The sequence below is a fragment of the Streptomyces mutabilis genome, assembly GCF_014649815.1.
Taxonomy (GTDB): domain Bacteria; phylum Actinomycetota; class Actinomycetes; order Streptomycetales; family Streptomycetaceae; genus Streptomyces; species Streptomyces mutabilis.
The window spans coordinates 150676-172693 of sequence record NZ_BMTT01000001.1 but is presented as its reverse complement, the minus strand read 5'-3'; the positions used below and the strand labels follow the sequence as shown (position 1 = coordinate 172693).

The window sequence follows — 22018 nt, the reverse complement described above, 5'->3', positions numbered from 1 at the left end:
CCGGCCGTAACCGCACGGGTTCGGCGCGGAACGCGCCGGTGCGGTGCCTACCGTCCGATGAACTGCGGCCCTTGGGGCGGCAGCCGGAAGTCCGGGTCGGGTGCCCCGGAAACCGGCGGCGGATAACCGTAGCCGGACTGCGCCCCGGTGGCCCCCGCCGAGGCGGGGGCCTGCGGGTACCCGTACGCGGGCCGACCGGCCGGTTGCGGGTACCCGTAGGCCGGCTGAGCCGCGGGCGGCTGCTGCGGGTAGCCGTACGCGGGCTGTGCCGGGACCCCCGCGGGCTGTTCCGGGGGCAGCGGGCGGGAGACCTCCGGGAGGGGCTGGACCGTCGTCGGCTCCTCGGGGCCGACCGTCGGGGCGGCGGACGGGGGAGGCGGGGCGGCAGCGGGCGGCGACGACTGGACGGGTGTGTGCGGGGGCGTCTCGGGCCGGGGTGCCGACATGGGGCCGTCCGACCCTTCCGACTCGTCCACCGAGATGCCGAAGTCGGTCGCCAGGCCCTTGAGCCCGTTCGAATATCCCTCGCCCAGCGCCCGGAACTTCCAGCCCTCCCCGCGCCGGTACAGCTCGCCGCAGATCAGCGCCGTCTCCTGGCCCGTCTCCGGCTTGACGTCGAAATACGCCAACGGCTGCGCGTCGGCGGCCGTGGCGTCGTACAGCAGGATGCGCAGGGACGTGACGCGGTCGAAGGAGGCGCCGTCCGCCGAAGCGACCAGCAGGATCCGGCCCACCGAGGCCTCGAGCCCGGTCAGGTCCGTCTGGATCGTGTCGGTCAGGCCCTCGGCGACCCGCTTCTTGCCGAGCCGCCAGACCTGGCCCGAGGGATGCCGGGGCTGGTTGTAGAAGACGAAGTCCTCGTCGGAACGCACGCGGTCGTCGGGCCCCAGCAGCAGTGCGGAGGCGTCGACGTCGGGCACCCCCTGCCCGGGAGTCCAGCGCAGCACGGCGCGTACCGTGGTGGCTTGGAGCGGGACGTTCGATCCCTTCAGCATCGCGTGCGTCATGCCGTCATCCTGCCCTCTCGGTCCTGGTCACGACAACGCGGGGGCGGGTACTCGGATCGTGTCTCCCGCCCCCCGGGTCGCCGCCGTCGACACGGCCGGGTTACCTGGTATTCATGCCCGGTGGGAACCGTCGACATGGTCACGTACGTACTATTACCGGCCACCTTGGACAGTTCACAGGTCGCCCAGAGAGCACGGGGGAGTATTCATGCGTCATTTCGGACAGATCGCCCCTGAAGTGCGGAAGCGTCTTTTCCACCAGGAGCCCTGCACCTTCACGGCGGACTCCCCGGCCCGACTGCTGTCCACGGCCCTGGGTGCGACCCTCTACAGCCCGGCCACCCGGCCCAGGCTCGCCGACGACATCCTCAAGCAGGCCGCTCGCGGTGTGGTGTCCATGGTGCTGTGCCTGGAGGACTCGATCGACGACGCCGACGTGCCGGTGGGGGAGGAGAACCTCGTCCGCCGGCTCAACGACCTGGCGAAACGTTCCGACATCGACGTCCCCCTGTTGTTCGTCCGGGTTCGCACCCCTGAGCAGATACCCGACCTCGTACGGCGCCTCGGTCCCGCGGTCCGGCTGCTGTCCGGATTCGTACTGCCGAAGTTCACCGAGACCCGCGGCATGCCCTTCCTGGAGGCGCTCTCCGCCGCCGAGGCCGCCACCGGGCACCGGCTCTTCGCCATGCCCGTGCTGGAGTCGCCCGACCTGCTGTACCGGGAGTCCCGGGTGCAGACGCTGGAGGGCATCTTCCGCGCCGTCGACAAGTACCGCGACCGCGTGCTCGCCCTGCGCCTGGGCGTGACCGACTTCTGCTCCTCCTACGGGTTGCGCAGGGGCCCCGACATGACGGCGTACGACGTCCAGATCGTCGCCTCCGTGATCGCCGACGTGGTGAACATGCTGGCCCGGGCCGACGGCACCGGATTCACGGTGACCGGCCCGGTGTGGGAGTACTTCCGCGTCCAGGAGAGGATGTTCAAGCCTCAACTTCGGCAGAGCCCCTTCCTCGAAGTGGAGGCCGTGGAACTCCGCTCCAAACTCATCGAGCACGCCATGGACGGCCTGCTGCGAGAGATCTCCCTGGACCGCGCCAACGGGCTGTTGGGCAAGACCTGCATCCACCCCTCGCACGTCCTCCCCGTGCACGCGTTGTCCGTGGTCAGCCACGAGGAGTTCACCGACGCCCAGGACATCCTGCGCCCGGAACGCGGCGGTGGGGGTGTACTGAGGTCGGCCTACACGAACAAGATGAACGAGGTGAAGCCCCACCGCGCCTGGGCCGAGCGGACGCTTCTGCGCGCCGAGGCCTTCGGTGTGGCCAACGAGGACATCGGCTTCGTGGAACTGCTCGCCGCCGGCCTGTCCGACTGAACGCCCCGCCGGACCGAACGCAAGGAATCCATGACCGACGCAAGGGCCCACACACCGGTGGACAACGGGAGGCACGAGTACATGATCGAGAGGGCGCGCGCCGACGAGCGCGCCGGAGTCTGGTCCGGCAACTGGGTCGCCGAGCGGCTCGGCGTCGAACTCGCCGGCGACGACACACTGCCCGGCCTGCTGGGACTCGCCCTGCGCCGCAACCCCAAGCGGGCGCACCTGCTCGTCTCGAACGTGCTCGGCAAGCACGTCCCGCAGTCGCCTTCCGTCGTCCACGGCCACGGCGTCGCCCTCGGCCGCCGCGTCCGCGACCTGCTCGGTGCCGAGGCCGCCGCCCGCGCCGTCGTCCTCGGCTACGCGGAGACCGCCACCGGTCTCGGCCACTCGGTCGCCGACGGCCTCGGCCCCGCCCCGTACCTGCACTCCACCCGCCGCCCGGTCGCCGGGGTGGCCCGCGCGGGCGGCTTCGAGGAGTCCCACTCGCACGCGACCTCCCACCTGCTGCTGCCCGAGGACCCGGCGCTGCTGGCCGGCGACGGGCCGCTGGTCCTCGTCGACGACGAGTTCTCCACCGGCAACACGGTGCTCAACACCGTCCGCGCCCTGCACGAGCGCTATCCCCGCAAGCGGTACGTCGTCGTGGCCCTCGTCGACATGCGCTCGCCCGCCGACGCCGGTCGCCTGGAGGACTTCGCCCGGGAGATCGGCGCCCGCGTGGACCTGGTGACGGCCGCCTCCGGCACGGTCCGGCTGCCGGACGGTGTGCTGGAGAAGGGGCAGGAACTGGTCGCCCGGTACGAGGCGCTCGCCGCCGGGCCGACCCCTGGCAGGGGGAGCGGCGAGGTGCCCGGGCCCGCGGAAACCTCCCGCGGCGTCGCCGCCGGAGCCACCGCGCCCGTCCCGGGCCGCGCGGGAGAGTCCGCGCGGCGTGCCGTCGGGCTCGAGCCGTCCACCTCGTCCGTCTCCGGCTCCGTCGCGCGCGTCGACCTGGACTGGCCCGCGGGAGTACCGGACGGCGGACGGCACGGGTTCACCGCGGACCATCGGCACAGGCTGGAGGCGGCCCTGCCCGGCATGGCCCGGCGGATAGCGGGGGCGCTGCCCGCCCAGGCCCGGCGCGTCCTCGTTCTCGGCTTCGAGGAGCTGATGTACGCCCCGCTGCGCCTGGCCCACACCCTGGAGCAGACGGTCGACGCCGAGGTGCGCTACTCCACCACGACCCGCTCTCCCGTCCTCGCGGTCGACGACCCCGGCTACGCGATACGCACCCGCCTGGTCTTCCCCGCGCACGACGAACCCGCCGACGGCCCCGGCGAGCGCTACGCGTACAACGTCGCGGGCGCCGGCTTCGACGCCGTCGTCGCCGTCGTCGACTCGGCCGCCGACACCCCCGCACTGCACGCGTCCGACGGACTGCTGGCCCGGCTCGCCGACCACACCCCGCACGTCCTGCTCGCGGTCGTGCCGTCGTACGTCCCGCAAGCCCCGCACGCCCCCGAAAGGCCACCCATGCTGTCCGAGCCCCTGCGCGGCCCCGACTTCTCCTCGTACGCCCCCGACGAGGTCGGCTGGCTGCTCCAGGACCTCTCGGACGTGACGCTGGAAGCTCCGACCGAGGAACGCGAGGAGGCCATCCAGAGCGGCGGCGCCCACTACGCGGAGTCGCTGCCCGTGGAGTACCAGCCCAGCGAGCAGTACCAGGAGCTGTTCCGCGCGGCGCTCAAGACGTCCGCCGCCCGGCTGGCCCGGGCCGTCGGCGCCGTCACCGAGATCGTGCTCACCGAGCGGTCCCCCCGCCCCGTCCTCGTGTCCCTCGCCCGAGCGGGCACACCCGTCGGCATCCTGATGCGCCGCTGGGCGCGGTTCCGTCATGGTCTCGGCCTCCCTCACTACGCGGTGTCGATCGTGCGGGGCCGCGGCATCGACGCCAACGCGCTGCGCTGGCTGGCCGACCGTCACGACCCCGCCGACGTCGTCTTCGTCGACGGCTGGACCGGCAAGGGCGCCATCACCCGCGAACTCGCCGCCGCCCTGCGCGATTTCGAGGCCACCGACGGCATCGCTGGCTTCGACCCGGAGATCGCCGTGCTGGCCGATCCAGGCTCCTGCGTACGCACCTACGGCACCCGCGACGACTTCCTCATCCCCTCCGCCTGCCTCAACTCGACCGTTTCCGGCCTGATATCCCGCACCGTGCTCCGGGCCGACCTGGTCGGTCCGCACGACTTCCACGGCGCGAAGTTCTACCGCGAACTCGCCGGTGCCGACCTGTCGACGGCCTTCCTCGACGCCGTCACCGCCCGCTTCGCGGATGTCGCCGACGCGGTCGGCGCCCAGGCCAAGAACCTTCTGTCCGTCGACCGCGCCCCCACCTGGGAGGGCTGGGCCGCCGTCGAGCGCATCAGCGAGGAGTACGGCATCGACGACGTCAACCTCGTCAAGCCCGGCGTCGGCGAGACCACGCGCGTGATGCTGCGCCGCGTCCCGTGGAAGGTGCTGGCCAGGGCCGGCGCGGGCGCCGACCTGGACCACGTGCGCCTGCTGGCCGAACAGCGGGGCGTACCCGTCGAGGAGGTCGCCGACCTCCCCTACACCTGCGTCGGACTGATCCACCCCAAGTACACGCGGGGCGCGACCGGCGCCGACGGCAAGGCGGTGGCGCTCTGATGCCGGTGCTCGTCGCGAGCGACCTCGACCGCACGCTCATCTACTCCGCCGCCGCGCTCGGGCTGACGATGCCCGACCCGCGGGCACCCCGATTGCTGTGCGTGGAAGTCTACGAGAGCAGACCCCTGTCCTACATGACCGAGACGGCCGCCGGGCTGCTGACCGACCTCGGCGACACGGCGGTCTTCGTACCGACGACCACCCGCACCCGCGAGCAGTACCAGCGCATCAACCTCCCCGGCCCGCCCGCGAAGTACGCGATCTGCGCGAACGGCGGCCACCTGCTGGTGGACGGCGTCTCCGATCCCGGCTGGCACGCGCGGGTGACCGCACGGCTGGCCGACGAGTGCGCTTCGTTGCCCGAGATCCGCGACCACCTGATGAACACCGCGGACCCCCTGTGGGTGCGCAAACACCGGGTCGCCGAGGACCTCTTCGCCTACCTCGTGGTCGAGCGCGAACTGCTGCCCGAGGACTGGGTGAAAGAACTCGCCGTGTGGGCCGAGAACCGTGGCTGGACCGTGTCCCTCCAGGGCCGCAAGCTCTACGCCGTCCCCAAGCCGCTCACCAAGAGCGCCGCCGTGCGCGAGGTCGCCCGCCGCACCGGCGCCGATCTCACACTCGCCGCCGGTGACTCCCTCCTCGACGCGGACCTGCTGCTCGCCGCCGACCGGGGATGGCGCCCCGGTCACGGTGAGCTGGCCGACTCGGACTGGACCGCTCCGGCGATCAGTGCCTTGCCCGAGCGTGGTGTGCTGGCCGGTGAGCGGATCCTCCGGGAGTTCCTGCACGCGGCGAGTCCGGCTCGCTGACCCCGCCGTCGCGGCCCCCGGCACCGTCCCCGGTACCGGGGCGGCCTTCGTCGGCCGGCGGCCGTATGCCCTGTCCATTGCCGCGTCCGCGACCCCGCCGACGTTGTCCGGCCCCCGGCCGCAGCAGACGCATGACGATGAAGGCCAGCAGCGCCAGGGCGGCGAGCGCGAGGATCACCTTCGAGTACGTGGAGGCGATGCTCGAGACCTCGGCCCAGTTGTCGCCGAGCGCGTAACCCGCGAGTACGAACACGGTGTTCCAGATCGCGCTGCCCAGCGTGGTCAGGGCGAGGAAGACGGGCAACCGCATCCTCTCCACGCCTGCCGGCACGGAGATCAGGCTCCGGAAGATGGGGATCATCCGGCCGAAGAAGACCGCCTTGGTCCCGTGCTTCTGGAACCACGCCTCCGTCTTCTCTATGTCGGACACCTTCACCAGCGGCAGCTTGCCCGCTATCGCCACCGTGCGGTCCCGGCCGAGCAGTGCGCCGACCCCGTACAGAGCGAGCGCGCCGATGACCGAACCCGCCGTCGTCCACAGCAGGACGGCGATCAGGTTCATCCGGCCGGAACTCGCCGCGAACCCCGCGAGCGGCAGGATCACTTCGCTCGGCAGGGGAGGGAAGAGATTCTCCAGCGCGATGGCCAGGCCGGCGCCCGGGGCGCCGAGCGCGTCCATGAGGTCGTTGATCCACTGCGGTGCCGCACCGCTGTCCGCGGCCGTCTGCGCTGCGATGGCTGTCATGCCGACCACGGTAGAAAATCGCAGCTGAAGGGAGCCTGAGGAAGACCGCAGGATCGACTGCGGTGAACCGCACGCGGAAATTGCGGTTTTCCGCAATGTGCGCCGGTTCGTCGCCCGGCTAGCCTCGCGATCATGCGAGACATGGCGCGACGTGTGGCGCGGTGCGGGGTGGGCCTCATCATGGGGACCGCCACGGCCGCCGTCGGGCTGCTCTTCGCCCTGCTGGCCGGTGCGGCACTCCTGCCGGTGGCGGCGTGGCCGGCCGCCCGCCGCGCCGTACTGCGCCCGGTCCTCGCGGGCGCGCGGATACTGGCGGGGCTGGAGCGGACCCGGCTGGCGATGTGGCTGGACCTCCGCATCACGCCCGCGCACGAGGACGTGCGGGCCCTGCGGTACGTGGCCTGCCGCTGGGCACTGGGCGTCCTGGGCGGCGTGGTGATGCTGACGGCAGCGATCGGCCTCGGGTACGGCACCTTCGGGATATACGGATGGCTCCTGCTGGACGGCATACGCGACCCCGGTTCGTTCGTCCTCGGCAGTCTCGGCGGCTTCTTCCTCGTGTTCCTCGCCGTGCAGGGAATACTCGGCGTGGTGGGACTGGAGGGTCAGCTGGCGCGCCACTTCCTCGGGCCGCGGCACCAGGACGAGCTGGAGCGGCGCATCGCCGAGCTGGCCGCCAGCCGCGCCGCCGTGGTCGACGCGGTGAACGACGAGCGGCGCCGCATCGAGCGTGACCTGCACGACGGCGTGCAGCAGCGCCTCGTCGCCCTCGGCATGCTGCTCGGCCGCGCCCGCCGCAGCCAGGACGCCGACCGGCACGACCGGCTCCTGGGCCAGGCCCACGACAGAGCCGCCGCGCCCTGGACGAGCTGCGCGAGGTGGCCTGGCGGGTCTACCCGACCACGCTGGACGAGGCGGGTCTGCGCGCGGCCCTGGAGACGGTCGCCGAGCGGGCGTCCGTGTCCGTCGGGGTGGAGTACGACCTGGTGGAGGAATCCGACCAGGCTGTGGCGACCGTCGCCTGCTTCGTCGTCTGCGAGGCCGTCACGAACGCGGTCAAGCACGCGGCGCCCACCCGGATAAGCGTCGCGGTCGGAGCTGAGGAGCAACGGATGTACGTGAGCGTGCGGGACGACGGCTGCGGTGGGGCGAACGCCGCCGGCAGCGGACTGTTCGGGCTCGCCCGGCGCGTCGCCGCTCTCGACGGAAGCCTCAGCGTGGTCAGCCCGCCCGGCGGGCCCACCCTCGTGGCCGCGGAGCTGCCGTGCGGCTGATCCTCGCCGAGGACTCGACCCTGCTGAGGGAGGGTCTGGTGCGGCTGCTGACGAAGGCGCAGCGCCGGGACGGGCGATGTGCCCGGGTCAGCCGCAGCATCCTCCGCCGCAGCAGCCGCCACCGCCACCGCCTCCGCCACCCGGGGCGGGAGCGGGTGCGGACCCGGAGGACGAGCCGCCGACCGCGACCGTCGACAGCAGCTTCACCGTGTCGTCGTGGCCCGCCGGGCAGGCGGCGGGGGCGGAGGACTCGGCCATGGGGCGGCTCAGTTCGAAGGTGTCGCCGCAGCTCCGGCAGCGGTACTCGTAGCGAGGCATGGGCACAGGTTAACCGGCCGGACGGCCCGTTCCGCCGGGAAGAGCCGGAGAACCGGTCGGGCACGGTCGCGTGACCGGCCACGGGCATCAGGCCGCTGGTCAGCGACCGGAAGTCGGCCGTTGATCAGTGACCGGCACCGCGCTCCTCGCGGATCCGGGAGACCACATGGACCACCGCCTGCCGGACTTCCTCGGTCTCCGTGAGGAAGTGCCAGTAGTCGGGGTGTCGGCCCTCCAGCGTGGCGATCGCCCGTTCCAGCCGCGCCACGGCGTCGTCCAGCGGGCGCGCGTGACGGGGGTCCGGGGTGTTGCGGCCGGCCATGGCCAGGCGCTGGGCGTCCCGGATGGCGAAACGGGTGCGCTCGATCTCCTGTTGGGGATCCTTCTGCACGGCGTTCAGCTGTCGCAACCGGTCGCCGGCGGCGGAGACGGCCTCGTCGGTCGCGTTCAGCAAAGCCCGCACCGTCGACAGCAGGGCGGTGGCGTCCGGCCAGCGCTGTTCGTCGCGGGCGGTCCGGGCCTCGGCCAGCTTCCGTTCGGCCTGCCGGACCGACTCGGCGGCCTGGTCCGGTACCTGCTGGAGATCCTGCCAGCAGGCGGCGGTGAACCGTCGCCGCAGCTCGCTCAGTACCGGTTCGACCTGCTCGGTACGGGTGGTGAGGGCCTGGGCGCGGGTGCGCAGGGAGACCAGCCGGTGGTCGATCTCGGCGGCGCGTTCGGGCAGCCGCTCGGCCTCCGCGCGGACCGACTCGGCCTCCCGGGTGACCCGCTCGGCCCGCTCCAGGGTCTGCGGCACGCCGTGTGCTCCGGCGCCCTGGTTCAGCCGGGTCAGTTCCGGGCCGAGGGCGGCGAGCCGGGCGGCGAGGTCGTCCGCCTTGAGCCGGGACTCGCGGGCCGCGTCCAGGGCGTTGGCGGCGGCGAGCAGAGCCTGTCGGGCGCGTTCGACGGCGGGCGCCAGGCGGGCCAGCTGGGTCTCGGCCTTGCCGAGCAGGGGGCCGAGCCCTTCGGCGAAGCGGTCCAGTTCCTGCTTGACGCGGCCGAGCTCGTTCTTGGCGGCGGTCAGTTCGGTGCGGGCGCGGGAGGCGGCCGACGCCTCCAGGTCGTCCCGGTCCAGGTCGTGGGCGTCGACGGCGTTGATGTACTGGTGGCTGACCTCGTCGATGCGCAGGCCGAGCGCCTCGAAGTCGGCGACCGCGCGCCGGGCGGCGGGGGAGGAGTCGACGGCCGCGATCGTCTCTATCGAGATCCGCAGGTCCCGCTGCGCGGTGTCCAGTTCGTAGAAGGCCGCCGCGGCGTCGTCCTTCGCGGCCTGTGCCTCGGCCCGCTGACTCTCGGCCCGCCCACCGAACCAGCGGCGCGTGCCCCCTCCGGCGAACGCGGCGGGAAGCGCGACAGCGGCGAGGAGCGGCAGGCCCACGAGGGCGAGCACGTCACGGACCACGCCCGGCTTGCGGCCGCGGGCGGAACGGTGCGGCAGGTGCCGTGCGCGCGGCACCATCGGTGAGTGCGGCTGCGATGGTGTCGCCGTCACATCCCTCTCCCGTGTCGTCCGTCCTGCCCGGGTTCATTCTCCCACCCGTTAGGGACGAACACACGGGCCGGTCAGTTCGCGGTTCGGACCGCGACTTTGCCGTCCTGGGTCCGCGCGTTCACCACGTGGGAGCTGGTGTCGTCCCGGGGCACGGACACATCGACCGCACCGTCGTCGCTCTCGGCGGACACCTTGTACGTCCCCCGGGGCAGGGCGACGCTCACGGAGCCGTCGTCGCTGCGGGTCTCCACCAGGTCCGGGACCACTCGCAGATCCAGGCGGACCGAGCCGTCCTTGGTCGAGGCCTCGACCCGGCGGGAGGAGACGTCCGCGCGCAGCGATCCGTCGTCGCTGTGCAGTTCCAGCGGTCCGGTGGAGTCGCTGACGCGCACGGACCCGTCCGCCGTACGGATCTCCAGCGCTTCCCGGAAGCCCTGGGCCCGCACGCTGCCGTCGTCGGACTTCACCTTGACGGCGATACCGCGCGGCACCTCCACGCGGTGCTTGCTGGCACAGTCGGCGACCACGCCGGAGCAGTGCGTCCGCAGCTTCAGCCGGTCGCCGTCCATGTTCCAGGTCACCTCGGGGTCGGAGCCGATGGCGACCGAGCCCTGGAACCACCGGGTCACCTCGACCTTGCCGGACGCGTTGCCGTCGGCGGCGATGATCTCCAGCCCGGAGTCGTCGGCGTCGATGGTGAGGGTGTCGCCCTGGAAGGCGAAGGTCCGGTGGTCGGGGTCCTTGTCGTCCTCCGCGGAGGCACAGGCGCCGAGGCCCGCGACGAGGACGGCGACGGTACCGGCGGCGGCGAGCACGCGGGCCGGAAGGATGTGGCGGGACATGACGATTTCCCCCAAGGACGGACGACGAGGCGCCGCCGGGTGGATCCGCGGTGCGGGGCCGGTGCGGCGAGACTCTTCGACCGTACGCAGCGGTGGGCCCCGGCGGGATCCGGGCCGCTCCCGGATCGGGGGTGGGGTTAACCCCCGCTCCTGCCCCGTCCTCGCTCCTGCCCGTCCCCGGTCCTGTCCCGCGACCGCCCCTGCCCGCACCCGTTCGCGCTCCCGCCGCGCTGCGCGGACCCCCACGTGTCGGCGCCCACCGCCCGGCCCCCCATACGCGTTGCCGCACACCGCCTGGGGCCATGTAGGCTGTCCACTCGTCCTGGGTGCGTAGCTCAGGGGTAGAGCGCCTGCCTTACAAGCAGGATGTCGGCGGTTCGAAACCGTCCGCGCCCACCAGGACCGGCGCCGCTGTCGTCGGTGTGAGGCCCCCGGAGCATCCTCCGGGGGTCTTTCGCGTGCGCCCGCTCGGTGCGGTCCTCAACGATCCGGTGATCCGCCTGCTGCCGGTGCGAAATCGTTCAGGCATCCTCGGGTGGGGTTTCGCGGTCCGGGGCGGAGTGTGCGCGTTTCAGTTCGGAACGGGCGGTCACCTGGTCGGGGCCCGTGATCTGCGACCAGTAGCGGTGGGTGGTGACGAAGACGGCCAGTTCGCGTTCGCGCTGCCGGAGCTTTTCCACCTCGGCCTGTTCGTCCGCCGACCAGCCGGGCGAGGCCGGGCGTTCGACCTTGCGCCAGCCGTTGTCGTCACTGAAGCCGTCGAGCGGTTCGACGGACCAGGGGAGTCTCCTCAGCAGGGCCGACAGCTCGGCCCGGACCTGATGCAGTTCCTCCTGGCCGGCGAGGAGGTCACTGGGGAAGTCATAGGTCGTAGCCACGAGCCAATGATACGCCTGTTCGAATTTGAGGCGTGCGTTCCCTTCAGTGGTTCACGCGAAAGGATGGCCCGCGGCCGCTTGGCGTCTTCGTCGTCGCCCTGCGCTCATCCGCCGCCGGGCCGACTGCCAGACCCCTGCCCTACCGTGAAGAACATGGACGGCGTGGAAAAGCGGGCCGGTGGGGGAGGGGACCGGGTGTGCCTGGTGCCCTGGGCGGAAGGGGACCTGTGGCTGCTGCGCAGGACCAACGTCCCCGAGATGACCGCGCACCTGGGCGGCCCGGAGACCGAGGAGCGGCTGGCGGTGCGACACCGGCGGTACGTCGAGTCGGAGCCGGGGCGGATGTATCGGATCACGCTGGCGGACGGTGGCGAGACCGTCGGCTCGATCGGGTACTGGCAGCGGACCTGGCGGGGCGCGGAGGTCTGGGAGACCGGGTGGGCGGTGCTGCCGGAGTCCCAGCGGCGCGGGCTGGCCGCGCGGGCGGCGCGTGCCGTGGCGCAGGCCGCCCGCGCCGCCGGTCCGCACCGGTATCTGCACGCGTTCCCGAGCGTCGGTCACGCCGCCTCCAACGCGGTCTGCCGCCGGGTCGGCTTCACGTTGCTCGACCAAACCGACTTCGAATATCCGAAGGGCCACTGGATCAGGTCGAACGACTGGCGGGTGGACCTGAAGAGGGGAGACTGAGGCCATGTGCCGCAGCATCAAGACACTGCGTCCGCCCGTGCTGGCCGAGGAGGCCACCGAGGACGAGATCAGGGCCGCGGCCCTGCAGTACGTCCGCAAGGTCTCCGGTTTCCGCGCGCCGGCCGCGCACAACCGGGAGGTCTTCGAACAGGCCGTGGAGGCCGTCGCGGGAGCCACGGCCGAACTGCTCGCCGGCCTGGAGATACGGGGAGGCGCCGGCGCGCGGCGTGCCTCATGACGCCTTGAGGCCCGCCCGGTCCACCCCGGTGTGCCGGTGCTACGGACACGCCACGGCTGCCACGCGGCATTGCCGGGCGGCGTGTCGCCGCGCGCCGCGCCGAGCGGCACGGTGCCGCCGGACGCCCGGACCCCCGATAGGGCCCGCTGGGGGTCAGGAGGGTTCTGTCGCCCGGGGCTGGCGGCGCATCAGGTACGCGGCCACCGCCCCCGCGCCGAAGAGTGCCGCCAGGGACACCCCGGTGGCCAGCCAGGTCGCGCCCAGCCACTGGCTGCCGAAGTAGCCGAGGGCCACGCTGTAGACGGCCCAGGCCAGTCCGGCGAGGGCGGACCAGGGGAGGAACTCGCGGATCCGGCGGTGTGCCGTACCGGCGACGAGGGAGACGACCGAGCGGCCGGCCGGAGCGAAACGGGCGAGTACGACGAGGGCGCCGCCGCCTCGGGCGAGTGCCCCGCCGAGACGGTCCTGCGCCGTGGTCAGCCGCCGGGAACGGGCGATCGCGCGGTCCAGACGCGGTCCGCCGCGCCACGCGAGACGGTAGACCGCCAGGTCGCCGAGGACGGAGGCGGTCGCCGCGCAAAGGATCAGCACCAGGATGTCGGGGACGTCCTGCGGAACACGCCCGGCGGCCGCCGCACCGGTACCCGCTGCCGCCGCCGCACCGGAGCCCGCTGCCGCCGCCGTGGCCGCAGCGATCACCAGCACGCCGCTCGGCAGCACCGGCAAGAAGATGTCGAGGAGCACGGAAGTGGCCACCAGCGCATAGATCCATGGGCTGCTGACCAGCGAACCGATACTTCCGAGACTTTCGACCACCACAACTCCCCGTTACTCCCCCGTGGGCCGGGCCATGCCGCGGAATGCGGGGACGGCAGGAGCGGCCGATGACAGCCATACAGCGTACGCCCGGGGTGTGACAGACGGTTCACAGGGGGCTTGGGTGTTGGGCACGGAACGTTCACCGGGAGGGGATGTTCACGTCGCCGTTCACGTCCCCGGGGGCTGCCCGGGGACGCGGAGACGGTTCAGGCCGCGACCGGGGTCTGCCGCTCCGCGGCTGCCTCCTCCTGCTCGGACGTGCGCCGGGCGAACAGCCGGTCCAGGCCGAGGGCGCCGGAGCCGGTGAAGGTCAGCAGCAGGAAAGCCCAGCAGAACATGGCCGACGCCTCGCCGCCGTTCTCCATCGGCCACAGGGCGTCCGGCTGGTGCACCTTGAAGTACGCGTAAGCCATGGAGCCCGAGGAGACGAGCGCGGCGGCGCGGGTGCCGAGGCCCAGCAGGACGAGGCCGCCGCCGACCAGCTGGATCACGGCGGCGTACCAGCCGGGCCAGGTGCCCGCGTCGACCGTGCCGCCGGTGCCCGACGCGCCGCCCAGGACCCCGAAGAGGGAGGCGGCGCCGTGGCAGGCGAAAAGCAGGCCGACGACGATGCGGAACAGGCCGAGGGCGTAGGGCTGGGCGCTGTCGAGGCGTCCGGACATGTGGGGGGTGCTCCTTCGGTCGGGCCGGCCGGGGACGGGCCGGTGGGGACGGAACCGAGTGGGCTGCCCACGTTAGGTGAGCCTAACGAGTACTTGCAAGTTCAACATTTGGCCATGGCATGGCAGGTGGTCACCGTCATGCCGCGTCCGCCGCAGCAGGTGGGAGCGCTCCCACGGCTGGATCGAGGCCTGTCGGCATGACTGGTTCCCTACCCGGCCCCGCCCTGGGCCCTACGCCAGCTCCCTGTCAGTGACCAGGTGCAGGGCGGTCGCCCCGTCGCGTTCCGCCCGGGCCTGCTCGAGCCGCAGCCGGGCCGACCGCCCCCGCAGGGTCAGCGTCATGATCTGGTTGCCGAACCACGGCCCGCCGGTCCTGCGCCAGCCGACCGCCGGTGCCGCGCAGCGTCCGTGCCGGGCGATGCGCCGCCCGAGGGCGCGCGCCCAGGCGCTCCAGCCGAAGCGGAAGCCGAGGCGGATGGAGAGTGGTACCGAGTTGTGCACCGGTGAGCAGGTCAGCTGCGCGACGTGGGAGTCGGGTGCGCGCCCCGGCCAGGACGGCTCGGCCACGTACGCGTGGTGGACGTCACCCGACACCACGCTCACCGTCGCGGGCGCCTCCCGCCCCGTACCGGCCTCGGCGATCAGGTCCGCGAGGGCGTCGAAGGAGGACGGGAAGGCCGCCCAGTGCTCCAGGTCGGCCCCCCGCCGGATGCGCTCCCCGACCCGTGCCCAGCGCGCACCCCGTTCGCCGGCGCACATCGCGGCGTTCCACGCCTCCACGTCGTGCACCAGGTGAGGCAGCAACCAGGGCAGGGAGGTACCGATCAGCAGGTGGTCGTACGCGCCTCCCCGCTCGCCGGCGGGCGCACCCTCCCGCCCGCCGGCGCGCGAACCCTCCGTCTCACCGTCGCCCGCGTCCACCCCCTCGCGGTCGCCCCGCCCGTCGAGGACCTGCTCGCGCAGCCAGGCGGCCTCACCCGGGTCGAGCATGGCGCGGCGGTCCTCCTTCAGAACGCGAGCCGCGCGGGAGTCCACCATCAGCAGCCGTACGCGGCCGAAGTCGCGCCGGTAGCTCCAGCGGACGGAGGCCGGGTCGGCGTCGGCCCGTGCGGCGAACGTGCGCAGCGCGTCGGTGCCGTCGGGGGCGTCGCGGACGGCGGCGTAGAGGGGATCGGTGGCCAGCTCCTTGGGGGAGAGGTTGCCCAGCTGCTGGTACACCCAGTAGGACATCAGCCCGCTCAGCAGCCGCTCCCGCCACCAGTCCGTTGCCCGCATGTCGGCGAGCCAGGCCTCGGAGGTGTTCCAGTCGTCGATGACGTCGTGGTCGTCGAAGATCATGCAGCTGGGCACGGTGGACAGCAGCCAGCGCACCTCGGGGTCGAGCCACGACTCGTAGTAGAGGTGGGTGTACTCCTCGTAGTCCGCGACCTGGTCGCCCGGGGGTTCGGCGAGGTCGCGGCGGCCGGAGATCCATCGGCGTGTGGCGTCGGAGATCTCGTCCGCGTAGACCTGGTCGCCGAGCAGGAGCAGCACGTCCGGGCGCGCGGCCTCCGGGTCGGCCGCGATGCGGGCGGAGAGGGTGTCCAGCGCGTCCGGCCCGACCGGGTCGTGACCGCCGGCCGGCGGCGCGGCCCAGCGGCAGGAGCCGAAGACGATGCGGGTGCCCTCGTCCGCCGGGGACGTGGCGATCACGGAGGGCGGGAAACGGGAGTCGGGCGGCGGCCACACGCGTGTGCCGTCGAGGAGCACTTCGTACTCCGTCGCCGTACCGGGTGTCAGGCCGCTCACCGGGATCAGTGCGTAGTGGTGGCCCGCGATGTGGAACGTGCGGCTCGTGCCCCGGGCGCCGTCGGCGCAGCGAACCTCGGCGGTGCAGGGCCGGTCGCTCTCGACCCACACGGTCGCGGACGAGCCGTCGGTGTATCTCAGCAGTGGTCCCAGGCGTAGTCCGGCCATGGTGATGCCCTCCTCCGTCGCCCCGTACGGTACGGAACGACGGAGGACGGCGGGATGGTTCCGCGCCGAACACGCCGTGACGGGCTCGCGGTGTCCGAGCACGTGGCCGCCTGCGCGGTCACCGGGGCGTCAGCAGCTCGCGAGCTGGTTCTGCAGTGCCGACTTCTCCGCGGAGTCGACCGAGAGGTCGTAGTAGTACTTCACCTGGACCCAGGCGCGGACGTACGTGCAGCGGTAGGCGCTGCGCGAGGGCATCCAGGTGGCGGGGTCCTGGTCGCCCTTGGACTGGTTGACGTTGTCGGTGACCGCGAGGAGCTGGGGGCGGGTCAGGTCGTTGGCGAAGGCCTGGCGCCGGGAGGTGGTCCAGGAGCCGGCGCCGGAGTCCCAGGCCTCGGCGAGTGGGACGAGGTGGTCGATGTCGACGTCGGAGGCGGCGGACCAGGTGGCGCCGTCGTAGGGGGAGTACCAGCTTCCGCTGGTTGCGGCGCAGGAGGAGTCGGTGACGACGCCCGAGCCGTCGCGCTTGAGGACGGTCTCGCGGGTGTTGCAGGTGCCGGACTGCGTGATCCAGTGCGGGAAGAGGTCGCGGTCGTAACCGGTGCGGCTCTCGGTCTCCACGGTGAGGGAGGCGAGGTAGGAGCGGGCGGTGGCGGCGCTGACCGGGGTGGGGAGGGCGGCGGAGGCGGCCGGGCCGTTGAGCAGCCCGGCCGAGGCTATGAGGCCGGTGAACGCGGCGAGGAAACCGAGCCGTCGACGCGCGTAGAACTTCGGCATGCGAACTCCCTTGAGATGTGGGGGTGTTGGGGCGCGAGCAGGGGAATGCTCGCGGCGCCGCATGGCGCACAGGTGTGCGGCCGGTAAGAAGTTAGTGACGTGTGCATGGCACGTCTACAGGTGCGGCAGGACTCGTGACGAACGTCCCGGGACCGTCGCCCCCTCGGCCCGCCCGCGGGGGTCGCGTACTATGGACGGCGCAGAAGGGGAGTAGCTCTTCGCCGGACCGTCGACACACTGCTCAGCTCGCCTGAGCCGGCGCCCGGAGGCGGACCTCGTGCGCGGGGCCGGCCAGCGAGACCTTCGGCAAGCAGTGCACGCCCGTGCCGTACGGCGGGGGCGTCCGTGTGCTGTCGTGCCGAGGTGTCCGCAGTGCAGGATCAGCACTCTCGGTGGGGCGGCCCCGACCGATAGAGGATTCCTTGATCAGTCTGACCGTGACGGCGCTCGTCTTCGGCGTCGTCTTCCTCGCCGAACTGCCGGACAAGACCGCGCTCGCCGGCCTCGTCCTCGGCACCCGCTACCGGGCCTCGTACGTCTTCGCCGGCGTGGCCGCCGCCTTCCTGCTGCACGTCGTGCTCGCGGTCGCGGCCGGCAGTGTGCTGACCCTGCTGCCGCAGCAGATCGTGCACGCGCTGACCGGCGTGCTGTTCCTGGGTGGCGCCGCCGTGCTGCTGATGAAGAAGGACGAGGACGACGAGGAGATCCGCAAGCCGGAGGACCAGTCCTTCTGGAAGGTCTCCGGGGCGGGTTTCATGCTCATCCTGGTCGCCGAGTTCGGCGACCTCACGCAGATCATGACCGCGAACCTCGCGGCCCGCTACGACGACCCGCTCTCCGTCGGCCTCGGCGCGGTGCTCGCGCTGTGGGCGGTGGCCGGGCTCGGCATCGTCGGCGGGAAGGCCCTGATGAAGCGGGTGCCGCTGCGGCTGATCACCAAGGTCGCGGCGCTGCTGATGCTGGGTCTCGGCGTGTGGAGCCTGTGGGAGGCGGTCGCCGGCTGAGCGGGGCGGCGGGTGCGTTCCGGACGGTGGACGGGCGGGCCGGTGGACGGGCGGGCCGGTGGCGCGCGGAGGGGGCGGCGTGCGAGCTGAACGGTTGGTGAACGTTCCGCCGGGGTGGTGGCGCGAGCCCCCAACCGTTTTGTACCGTGGAGGAACAAAGTGGCTCCCGCCCGTTCACCCTGACCGGCGGGCGGGGCCGCCTTGTTTCCTCCTCGCGCCTTGGAGTCCGCCGATGACGGCCACCGCCACCACCGTTCTCACCGCCCGTGCCCTGCTGCTGGACATGGACGGCACCCTCGTCAACTCGGACGCCGCCGTCGAGCGCGTCTGGCGGCGTTGGGCCGACCGGCACGGTCTGGACGGCGACGAGGTCATGAAGGTCGTCCACGGACGCCAGGGCTACGCCTCGATGGCGCTGCTGCTGCCGGACCGGCCGATGGAGCAGAACCACGCCGACAACGCGCGCATGCTCGCCGAAGAGACCGCCGACACCGAGGGCGTCGTCGCGATCCCGGGTGCGCCGGAGTTTCTGGCCTCGCTGCGCGGTCTGCCGCACGCCCTGGTGACCTCGGCCGACGTGCGGCTGTCCACCGCGCGGATGGCCGCCGCCGGGCTCGCCCAGCCGGACGTCAGGGTCACCGCCGAGTCGGTCGGCGCCAGCAAGCCCGACCCCGAGGGCTTCCTCAAGGGCGCCGCCGAGCTGGGCGTCGACCCCGCCGACTGCATCGCCTTCGAGGACTCCGGCGCGGGTATCGCCGCCGCCCGTGCCGCCGGGATGCGGGTCGTGGGCGTCGGTCCGCGCGCCGGCCTCCACGGGCCGGACGTGGTCGTGGAGGACCTGACGCGGGTACGGGTGGAGGCCGGCGCGGACGGCTCGCTGCGGCTGCACATCGGCTGACGGCGGAGTATGCGCCTCGGGGGCGTTGCCGGGGTGCCCGACCGGACGCCGGCCGCGGGTCGTGTGCGGGTGCGGTCGCGGTCGCGGTCGCGGTTTCCGTGTGACGGTGCCTACGGCGCTCACGGCTTGCGCAGGACGCGGGCTCACGGCCCCCGGGGCAAGGCCGCCTACGGCTCCCGCGTCTCCGACTCCAGCATGCGCCGGGTGTCCTGCCCGTAGACTCCGAGCTCGTCGGAGCGGACGCCGCGGGTCCACTGGTAGGTGCGGACCGAGTCCTCGACCTGGTGGTCGTAGTCGCCGTCGATGTCGCCGTTGTAGAGGTACAGCTGGGTCAGTCGCTGCTGGAGTTCGACCACCTCGGAGCCCTGGTCGCCGCGGTGCAGCGTGGGGCCGCCGGCACGGTCCCGGTCGCGGTCGTCGCCCTCGGACTCCTGGGTGGGCGCGCCGGGAGGGGCGGTCGCGGCGGACGGTGACGTCTCGGCCGACCGGGACGGCGAGGCGCTGGGCGCCGACTCCGACTCCGACGTCGACGTCGACGGCGAGGGTGACGGGCTCGTGCTCGTGGACTCCGAGGCGGACGGGGACGGGAGCGCGGAGGTCTCGGAGGCGGACGGCGAGTTCGATCCGGGAGCGGAGGGCACCGCACTGGTCGACGGGTCCGGCACGCTCGCCCTGACCTCCTCCGGCGGCGCGCCGTCCCGCGAGGGTGCCTCGTAGGAGAACAGACCGCTCGCGAACCCGGCGGCGCCCCCCACGACCACGACCGCTGCCACGGCACTCATCAGCACGCCCCTGCGCCGCCCGCGCGGCGGACGCCCGTCGGTGCCGTCAGCGCCGAGTTCCACGGGAGTGGCGGGGGCGGTAGGCGAGGCGGCCGAGGTTTCGAACAGGCTCAGGTCGTGCGCGCGGGGCGCACCGGTCGAGGGCGCCAGCGGCGTGGGCAGTACAGAGGTCGCCTCCGTGGCCGGGACCGGCGGCTGCCCGGCACCGACGGCGCGCAGCGTCATGGTGGCGTCGGGGTCAGGCGTGCTGGACGGGGCGGGCACGGACGGGGGTGTCGCGCCCTGCGGAGCCGTGGCGCCCGGCGATCCGCCCGCCGACGCGGCGGACGAGGGCGAGCCCGACGAATCGGCACCGGGCGAAGGAGCGCCGGGCGAAGGAGCACCCGGCGAAGGAGTACTCGCCGAAGGAGCCCCCGGTGAGTGCGCACCGGACGAGGGCGCGCCGTTCGCGGCCGCTCCTGCCGAGGGGCTCACCTTGGAGGATGCCCCGTCCGCAGTCGCCCCGTCCGCAGTCGCCCCGCCTGAAGGCGCCCCCTTCGACGGCGCCCCGCCCGCAGCACCGCCTTCCGAAGGCACCCCGTCGCCACAGACCCCCGTCTCCCGCCCCCGTGCCCCCGCGTCCCCGGTGCCGTCCAGTTCGACGTACGGACGTATACGCAGCGGGTCGAAGTCCTCGGCCGCTGCCGCCTGTGCCGTACGGGCGTCGCGAAGGGCGTCGGAGGCTCGCGTTCCGCAGGCGCAGGCGGGCGTGTTGTCCGCCTCCCGGGGGGTGCCGCACTCCGGGCACGAGTGCTCCGAGGGCCGCTCGCGCGACGTCTGTCCCCGCCGTTCCGGCTGTTCCCGCTGCTCCACGCGTTCGTCCCTCCCTTCGCGACTCCCCTCGCGAACTCCACAGATTATGCAGATCTTCTCCATACTTCCGCGCGCGCGCCCCCGGAAGCCCGGCTTCCCCCAGGACTGCCCCGGCCGTAACTGGTTGACCAGGATGAAGGGTGCGCGACCGTACCCGTGAGTGATCCATGAGACACCCGAGGAGGTCTTCATGGCCCAGGACGTGCGCGAGGCGACGGGCCCGATGCGGCCCGCGGGAAACGAGGAGGGGCGGGAGCAGGTCCCCGGCGGCGTGCTCGTCTCGATCGGAGCTCTGCTCCTCGGCATGCTGCTCGCCGCCCTCGACCAGACCACCGTGTCGACCGCGCTGCCCACCGTCGTCAGCGACCTGGGCGGCCTGGAGCACCTGTCATGGGTGGTCACCGCGTCGCGGCGGGAGCGCCCGCACGACCACCGGCGTGTGCCGACGCCGGCCGGCTGACCGCGGGCCGGGGCGGAGGCCGTCCGTTCGGCGCGAGCGGAGGTCGATCGGCGCCGTCGGCCCGGCCCGCTTCCCGTCCCGCCCCCGTCAGGCGGCGCCCGCCAGCCGCTTCGCGAACCAGTGCTCGGCATACGGCTCTTCGTTGTGCGGCTCGGTCTCGGTGTAGCCGAGGCGCGCGTACAGGGCACGGGCCTCGACGAGGTCACCGCGCGTGTCGAGCACCATCCGCGAGGCCCCGAGCGCCCGTGCAGCGTCCTCTGCGGCCCGTACGAGCAGCGCGGCGCCGCCCCGGCCGCGCATCCGCTCGTACAGGAACACCCGGGTCAACTCCGCGGTGTCGGCGTCCAGCAGCCGTACGCCCGCCGTGCCCGCCGCCTCACCGCCGTACCGGGCGACCAGCAAGCGGCCCCGGGGCGGGGCGAGGTCGGCGCCGGACTGGGCGGCGATCTCCCGCTCCAGCTCTCCGGGGTCGGTTCGCCGTCCCTCGTACAGCAGGTACCAGCGGTCACTGACCTCCGTGCAGTACGCGCGCCACAGGGCGGCGGCGACGGGGGAGTCGTACGGTTCCGGGGCGACGGTCCAGGCCATGCCCGCATTCTCGGGACGGGCGGGCGTCCTGCGCGAGCGAATTCTCCCACCGACGCGCCGTTCCCGCACCCCGTGCGCCGTTTGACCGGAATCTGAGGGGCAACCCGAACGGCGAGCCGGCCCGCCGGGAGAGCCGGTCGGGCCGATAACCCGGAAGGCACTCATGTCCACAGGCGTGATCATCGCTCTGATCGTGATTGTGGCGGCCGTGCTCGTCGTGGCGGCCGTCCTGGCCCTGCGCGCGCGGGGCCCCCAGCACGGCGGAAGCCTGAAGCGGCGCTTCGGGCCCGAGTACGACCGGGCCGTGGCCCGGCACGACGGAGACACCAAGGCGGCCGAGCGGGAGCTGGCCGACCGCGTGGAACGACACGGGTCGCTGCGCGAACGGCAGCTGGAGCCGGCCGAGCGCGAGCGCTTCGAGGCGCGCTGGACGGCGGCCCAGGAGCGTTTCGTCGACTCCCCGCGGGAGGCGGTCGGCGAGGCGGACCGGCTGCTCGCGGAGCTGGCCGCAGCCCGGGGCTTCCCGGACGGCGGACAGTACGAGGAGCAGCTCGCGGCCCTGTCCGTGCACCACGCCCACCACGTCGACGGCTACCGGCGCGTGCACCGCGTGACGCACGCGCGCGTGGACGGCGCGCAGGACGCGGGCGCGGGCACGGAGGAGATGCGCGAGGCCGTGGTCGCGGCCCGCGCGCTGTTCGAGGACCTGGTACACCCGGCCCGCCACCACGACGGAGGGCGGCACCGGGCCGGAACGGACGGCGACGGAGCGGCGCCCGCCACCCGCGCGCACCACTCCTGGTCGTTCAGCAAGAGCCGGCCGAAGGAGAGTTGAGGCAC

General features: G+C 73.0%; 20 protein-coding genes, 1 tRNA gene and 2 pseudogenes. 11 read left to right on the top strand and 12 right to left on the bottom strand.

All coding sequences use genetic code 11. From position 1 onward, the window contains the following. Positions 1 to 47 precede the first annotated feature (47 nt). Positions 48 to 1007, bottom strand: a complete 960-nt coding sequence (locus tag IE142_RS00815; RefSeq protein ID WP_191883905.1) for a TerD family protein — start codon at positions 1005 to 1007, stop codon at positions 48 to 50. A 208-nt stretch (positions 1008 to 1215) separates the two neighbouring features. Between IE142_RS00815 and IE142_RS00810 the strand changes: the two genes are divergently transcribed. Genes IE142_RS00810 through IE142_RS00800 form a run of 3 tightly spaced genes read left to right on the top strand, consistent with a single transcriptional unit; the run spans position 1216 to position 5870 of the window. After that, positions 1216 to 2382 (top strand): HpcH/HpaI aldolase/citrate lyase family protein, encoded by a 1167-nt coding sequence (locus tag IE142_RS00810; protein WP_043373452.1) that lies wholly within the window; start codon positions 1216 to 1218, stop codon positions 2380 to 2382. A 30-nt stretch (positions 2383 to 2412) separates the two neighbouring features. Further along, entirely contained in the window at positions 2413 to 5058 is a 2646-nt protein-coding gene (locus IE142_RS00805) for a phosphoribosyltransferase (protein WP_370466217.1), read from the top strand. After that, a complete protein-coding gene (locus tag IE142_RS00800) occupies positions 5058 to 5870 on the top strand; it encodes an HAD family hydrolase (protein ID WP_191883904.1) in 813 nt (270 codons plus the stop codon). The genes IE142_RS00805 and IE142_RS00800 overlap by 1 nt, the downstream gene beginning before the upstream one ends. Here IE142_RS00800 and IE142_RS00795 read toward each other — a convergent pair. Then, entirely contained in the window at positions 5788 to 6615 is an 828-nt protein-coding gene (locus IE142_RS00795) for a DedA family protein (protein ID WP_191883903.1), read from the bottom strand. The two genes, IE142_RS00800 and IE142_RS00795, sit on opposite strands and share 83 nt — an antisense overlap. A gap of 132 nt (positions 6616 to 6747) precedes the next feature. Here IE142_RS00795 and IE142_RS00790 point away from each other — a divergent pair. Beyond that, a pseudogene (locus IE142_RS00790) lies at positions 6748 to 7889 on the top strand (sensor histidine kinase). Between the two features lie 87 nt (positions 7890 to 7976). On the opposite strand, the gene IE142_RS00785 reads toward IE142_RS00790, so the two are convergent. From IE142_RS00785 to IE142_RS00775, 3 genes are all read right to left on the bottom strand, one after another. Beyond that, a complete protein-coding gene (locus IE142_RS00785) occupies positions 7977 to 8207 on the bottom strand; it encodes an FmdB family zinc ribbon protein (protein WP_191883902.1) in 231 nt (76 codons plus the stop codon). A 124-nt stretch (positions 8208 to 8331) separates the two neighbouring features. Further along, positions 8332 to 9738 carry a coiled-coil domain-containing protein gene (locus tag IE142_RS00780; protein ID WP_191883901.1) on the bottom strand — a complete coding sequence of 469 codons (1407 nt, stop codon included), beginning with the start codon at positions 9736 to 9738 and terminating at the stop codon, positions 8332 to 8334. Positions 9739 to 9809: 71 nt separating this feature from the next. Continuing rightward, positions 9810 to 10580, bottom strand: coding sequence for a DUF4097 family beta strand repeat-containing protein (locus IE142_RS00775; RefSeq protein ID WP_191883900.1), 771 nt, complete (start codon positions 10578 to 10580; stop codon positions 9810 to 9812). Positions 10581 to 10904: 324 nt separating this feature from the next. Here IE142_RS00775 and IE142_RS00770 point away from each other — a divergent pair. Continuing rightward, positions 10905 to 10979, top strand: a tRNA-Val gene (locus IE142_RS00770). A 122-nt stretch (positions 10980 to 11101) separates the two neighbouring features. Here IE142_RS00770 and IE142_RS00765 read toward each other — a convergent pair. Beyond that, the gene (locus IE142_RS00765) at positions 11102 to 11458 is read right to left on the bottom strand and encodes a DUF8825 domain-containing protein (RefSeq protein ID WP_191883899.1); all 357 of its coding nucleotides are present in this window, start codon (positions 11456 to 11458) and stop codon (positions 11102 to 11104) included. Positions 11459 to 11611: 153 nt separating this feature from the next. On the opposite strand from IE142_RS00765, the gene IE142_RS00760 reads away from it, so the two are divergent. Both IE142_RS00760 and IE142_RS00755 read left to right on the top strand, forming a co-directional pair. After that, positions 11612 to 12145: a GNAT family N-acetyltransferase gene (locus IE142_RS00760; protein ID WP_229830103.1), complete on the top strand. Its 534-nt coding sequence runs from the start codon at positions 11612 to 11614 to the stop codon at positions 12143 to 12145. Positions 12146 to 12149: 4 nt separating this feature from the next. After that, on the top strand, positions 12150 to 12383 hold the full coding sequence (locus IE142_RS00755) for a DUF2277 domain-containing protein (protein WP_100049056.1): 234 nt from the start codon (positions 12150 to 12152) through the stop codon (positions 12381 to 12383). Positions 12384 to 12536: 153 nt separating this feature from the next. Here IE142_RS00755 and IE142_RS00750 read toward each other — a convergent pair whose 3' ends face one another. The 4 genes from IE142_RS00750 to IE142_RS00735 form a co-directional block, all read right to left on the bottom strand. Continuing rightward, the gene (locus IE142_RS00750; protein ID WP_191883897.1) at positions 12537 to 13199 is read right to left on the bottom strand and encodes a DedA family protein; all 663 of its coding nucleotides are present in this window, start codon (positions 13197 to 13199) and stop codon (positions 12537 to 12539) included. 209 nt (positions 13200 to 13408) lie between these two features. Continuing rightward, entirely contained in the window at positions 13409 to 13864 is a 456-nt protein-coding gene (locus tag IE142_RS00745) for a DoxX family protein (protein ID WP_191883896.1), read from the bottom strand. 231 nt (positions 13865 to 14095) lie between these two features. Next, positions 14096 to 15820 (bottom strand): alkaline phosphatase D family protein, encoded by a 1725-nt coding sequence (locus IE142_RS00740; RefSeq protein ID WP_191883895.1) that lies wholly within the window; start codon positions 15818 to 15820, stop codon positions 14096 to 14098. A 129-nt stretch (positions 15821 to 15949) separates the two neighbouring features. Beyond that, positions 15950 to 16594, bottom strand: coding sequence for an HNH endonuclease family protein (locus IE142_RS00735; protein WP_191883894.1), 645 nt, complete (start codon positions 16592 to 16594; stop codon positions 15950 to 15952). A 422-nt stretch (positions 16595 to 17016) separates the two neighbouring features. On the opposite strand from IE142_RS00735, the gene IE142_RS00730 reads away from it, so the two are divergent. Both IE142_RS00730 and IE142_RS00725 read left to right on the top strand, forming a co-directional pair. Beyond that, positions 17017 to 17598: a TMEM165/GDT1 family protein gene (locus tag IE142_RS00730; protein WP_043373478.1), complete on the top strand. Its 582-nt coding sequence runs from the start codon at positions 17017 to 17019 to the stop codon at positions 17596 to 17598. A 232-nt stretch (positions 17599 to 17830) separates the two neighbouring features. Then, positions 17831 to 18496 carry an HAD-IA family hydrolase gene (locus IE142_RS00725; protein ID WP_191883893.1) on the top strand — a complete coding sequence of 222 codons (666 nt, stop codon included), beginning with the start codon at positions 17831 to 17833 and terminating at the stop codon, positions 18494 to 18496. Between the two features lie 167 nt (positions 18497 to 18663). On the opposite strand, the gene IE142_RS36235 is transcribed toward IE142_RS00725, so the two are convergent. Continuing rightward, positions 18664 to 19542 carry a peptidoglycan-binding domain-containing protein gene (locus IE142_RS36235; RefSeq protein ID WP_229830102.1) on the bottom strand — a complete coding sequence of 293 codons (879 nt, stop codon included), beginning with the start codon at positions 19540 to 19542 and terminating at the stop codon, positions 18664 to 18666. A gap of 778 nt (positions 19543 to 20320) precedes the next feature. On the opposite strand from IE142_RS36235, the pseudogene IE142_RS00715 reads away from it, so the two are divergent. Beyond that, positions 20321 to 20536 (top strand): annotated as a pseudogene (locus IE142_RS00715) (EmrB/QacA family drug resistance transporter); the annotation flags it as partial. A gap of 141 nt (positions 20537 to 20677) precedes the next feature. On the opposite strand, the gene IE142_RS00710 reads toward IE142_RS00715, so the two are convergent. Continuing rightward, a complete protein-coding gene (locus IE142_RS00710) occupies positions 20678 to 21178 on the bottom strand; it encodes a GNAT family N-acetyltransferase (protein ID WP_191883891.1) in 501 nt (166 codons plus the stop codon). A 163-nt stretch (positions 21179 to 21341) separates the two neighbouring features. On the opposite strand from IE142_RS00710, the gene IE142_RS00705 reads away from it, so the two are divergent. Next, a complete protein-coding gene (locus IE142_RS00705) occupies positions 21342 to 22013 on the top strand; it encodes a hypothetical protein (protein ID WP_191883890.1) in 672 nt (223 codons plus the stop codon). Positions 22014 to 22018 lie beyond the last annotated feature (5 nt).

What these genes read in the sequence shown, in the direction of transcription:
- IE142_RS00815 (WP_191883905.1), bottom strand. Translation starts at nt 1,007, where the DNA reads ATGACGCACGCGATGCTGAAGGGATCGAACGTCCCGCTCCAAGCCACC.
- IE142_RS00810 (WP_043373452.1), top strand. Translation starts at nt 1,216, where the DNA reads ATGCGTCATTTCGGACAGATCGCCCCTGAAGTGCGGAAGCGTCTTTTC.
- IE142_RS00805 (WP_370466217.1), top strand. Translation starts at nt 2,413, where the DNA reads ATGACCGACGCAAGGGCCCACACACCGGTGGACAACGGGAGGCACGAG.
- IE142_RS00800 (WP_191883904.1), top strand. Translation starts at nt 5,058, where the DNA reads ATGCCGGTGCTCGTCGCGAGCGACCTCGACCGCACGCTCATCTACTCC.
- IE142_RS00795 (WP_191883903.1), bottom strand. Translation starts at nt 6,615, where the DNA reads ATGACAGCCATCGCAGCGCAGACGGCCGCGGACAGCGGTGCGGCACCG.
- IE142_RS00785 (WP_191883902.1), bottom strand. Translation starts at nt 8,207, where the DNA reads ATGCCTCGCTACGAGTACCGCTGCCGGAGCTGCGGCGACACCTTCGAA.
- IE142_RS00775 (WP_191883900.1), bottom strand. Translation starts at nt 10,580, where the DNA reads ATGTCCCGCCACATCCTTCCGGCCCGCGTGCTCGCCGCCGCCGGTACC.
- IE142_RS00760 (WP_229830103.1), top strand. Translation starts at nt 11,612, where the DNA reads ATGGACGGCGTGGAAAAGCGGGCCGGTGGGGGAGGGGACCGGGTGTGC.
- IE142_RS00755 (WP_100049056.1), top strand. Translation starts at nt 12,150, where the DNA reads ATGTGCCGCAGCATCAAGACACTGCGTCCGCCCGTGCTGGCCGAGGAG.
- IE142_RS00745 (WP_191883896.1), bottom strand. Translation starts at nt 13,864, where the DNA reads ATGTCCGGACGCCTCGACAGCGCCCAGCCCTACGCCCTCGGCCTGTTC.
- IE142_RS00740 (WP_191883895.1), bottom strand. Translation starts at nt 15,820, where the DNA reads ATGGCCGGACTACGCCTGGGACCACTGCTGAGATACACCGACGGCTCG.
- IE142_RS00735 (WP_191883894.1), bottom strand. Translation starts at nt 16,594, where the DNA reads ATGCCGAAGTTCTACGCGCGTCGACGGCTCGGTTTCCTCGCCGCGTTC.
- IE142_RS00725 (WP_191883893.1), top strand. Translation starts at nt 17,831, where the DNA reads ATGACGGCCACCGCCACCACCGTTCTCACCGCCCGTGCCCTGCTGCTG.
- IE142_RS00710 (WP_191883891.1), bottom strand. Translation starts at nt 21,178, where the DNA reads ATGGCCTGGACCGTCGCCCCGGAACCGTACGACTCCCCCGTCGCCGCC.
- IE142_RS00705 (WP_191883890.1), top strand. Translation starts at nt 21,342, where the DNA reads ATGTCCACAGGCGTGATCATCGCTCTGATCGTGATTGTGGCGGCCGTG.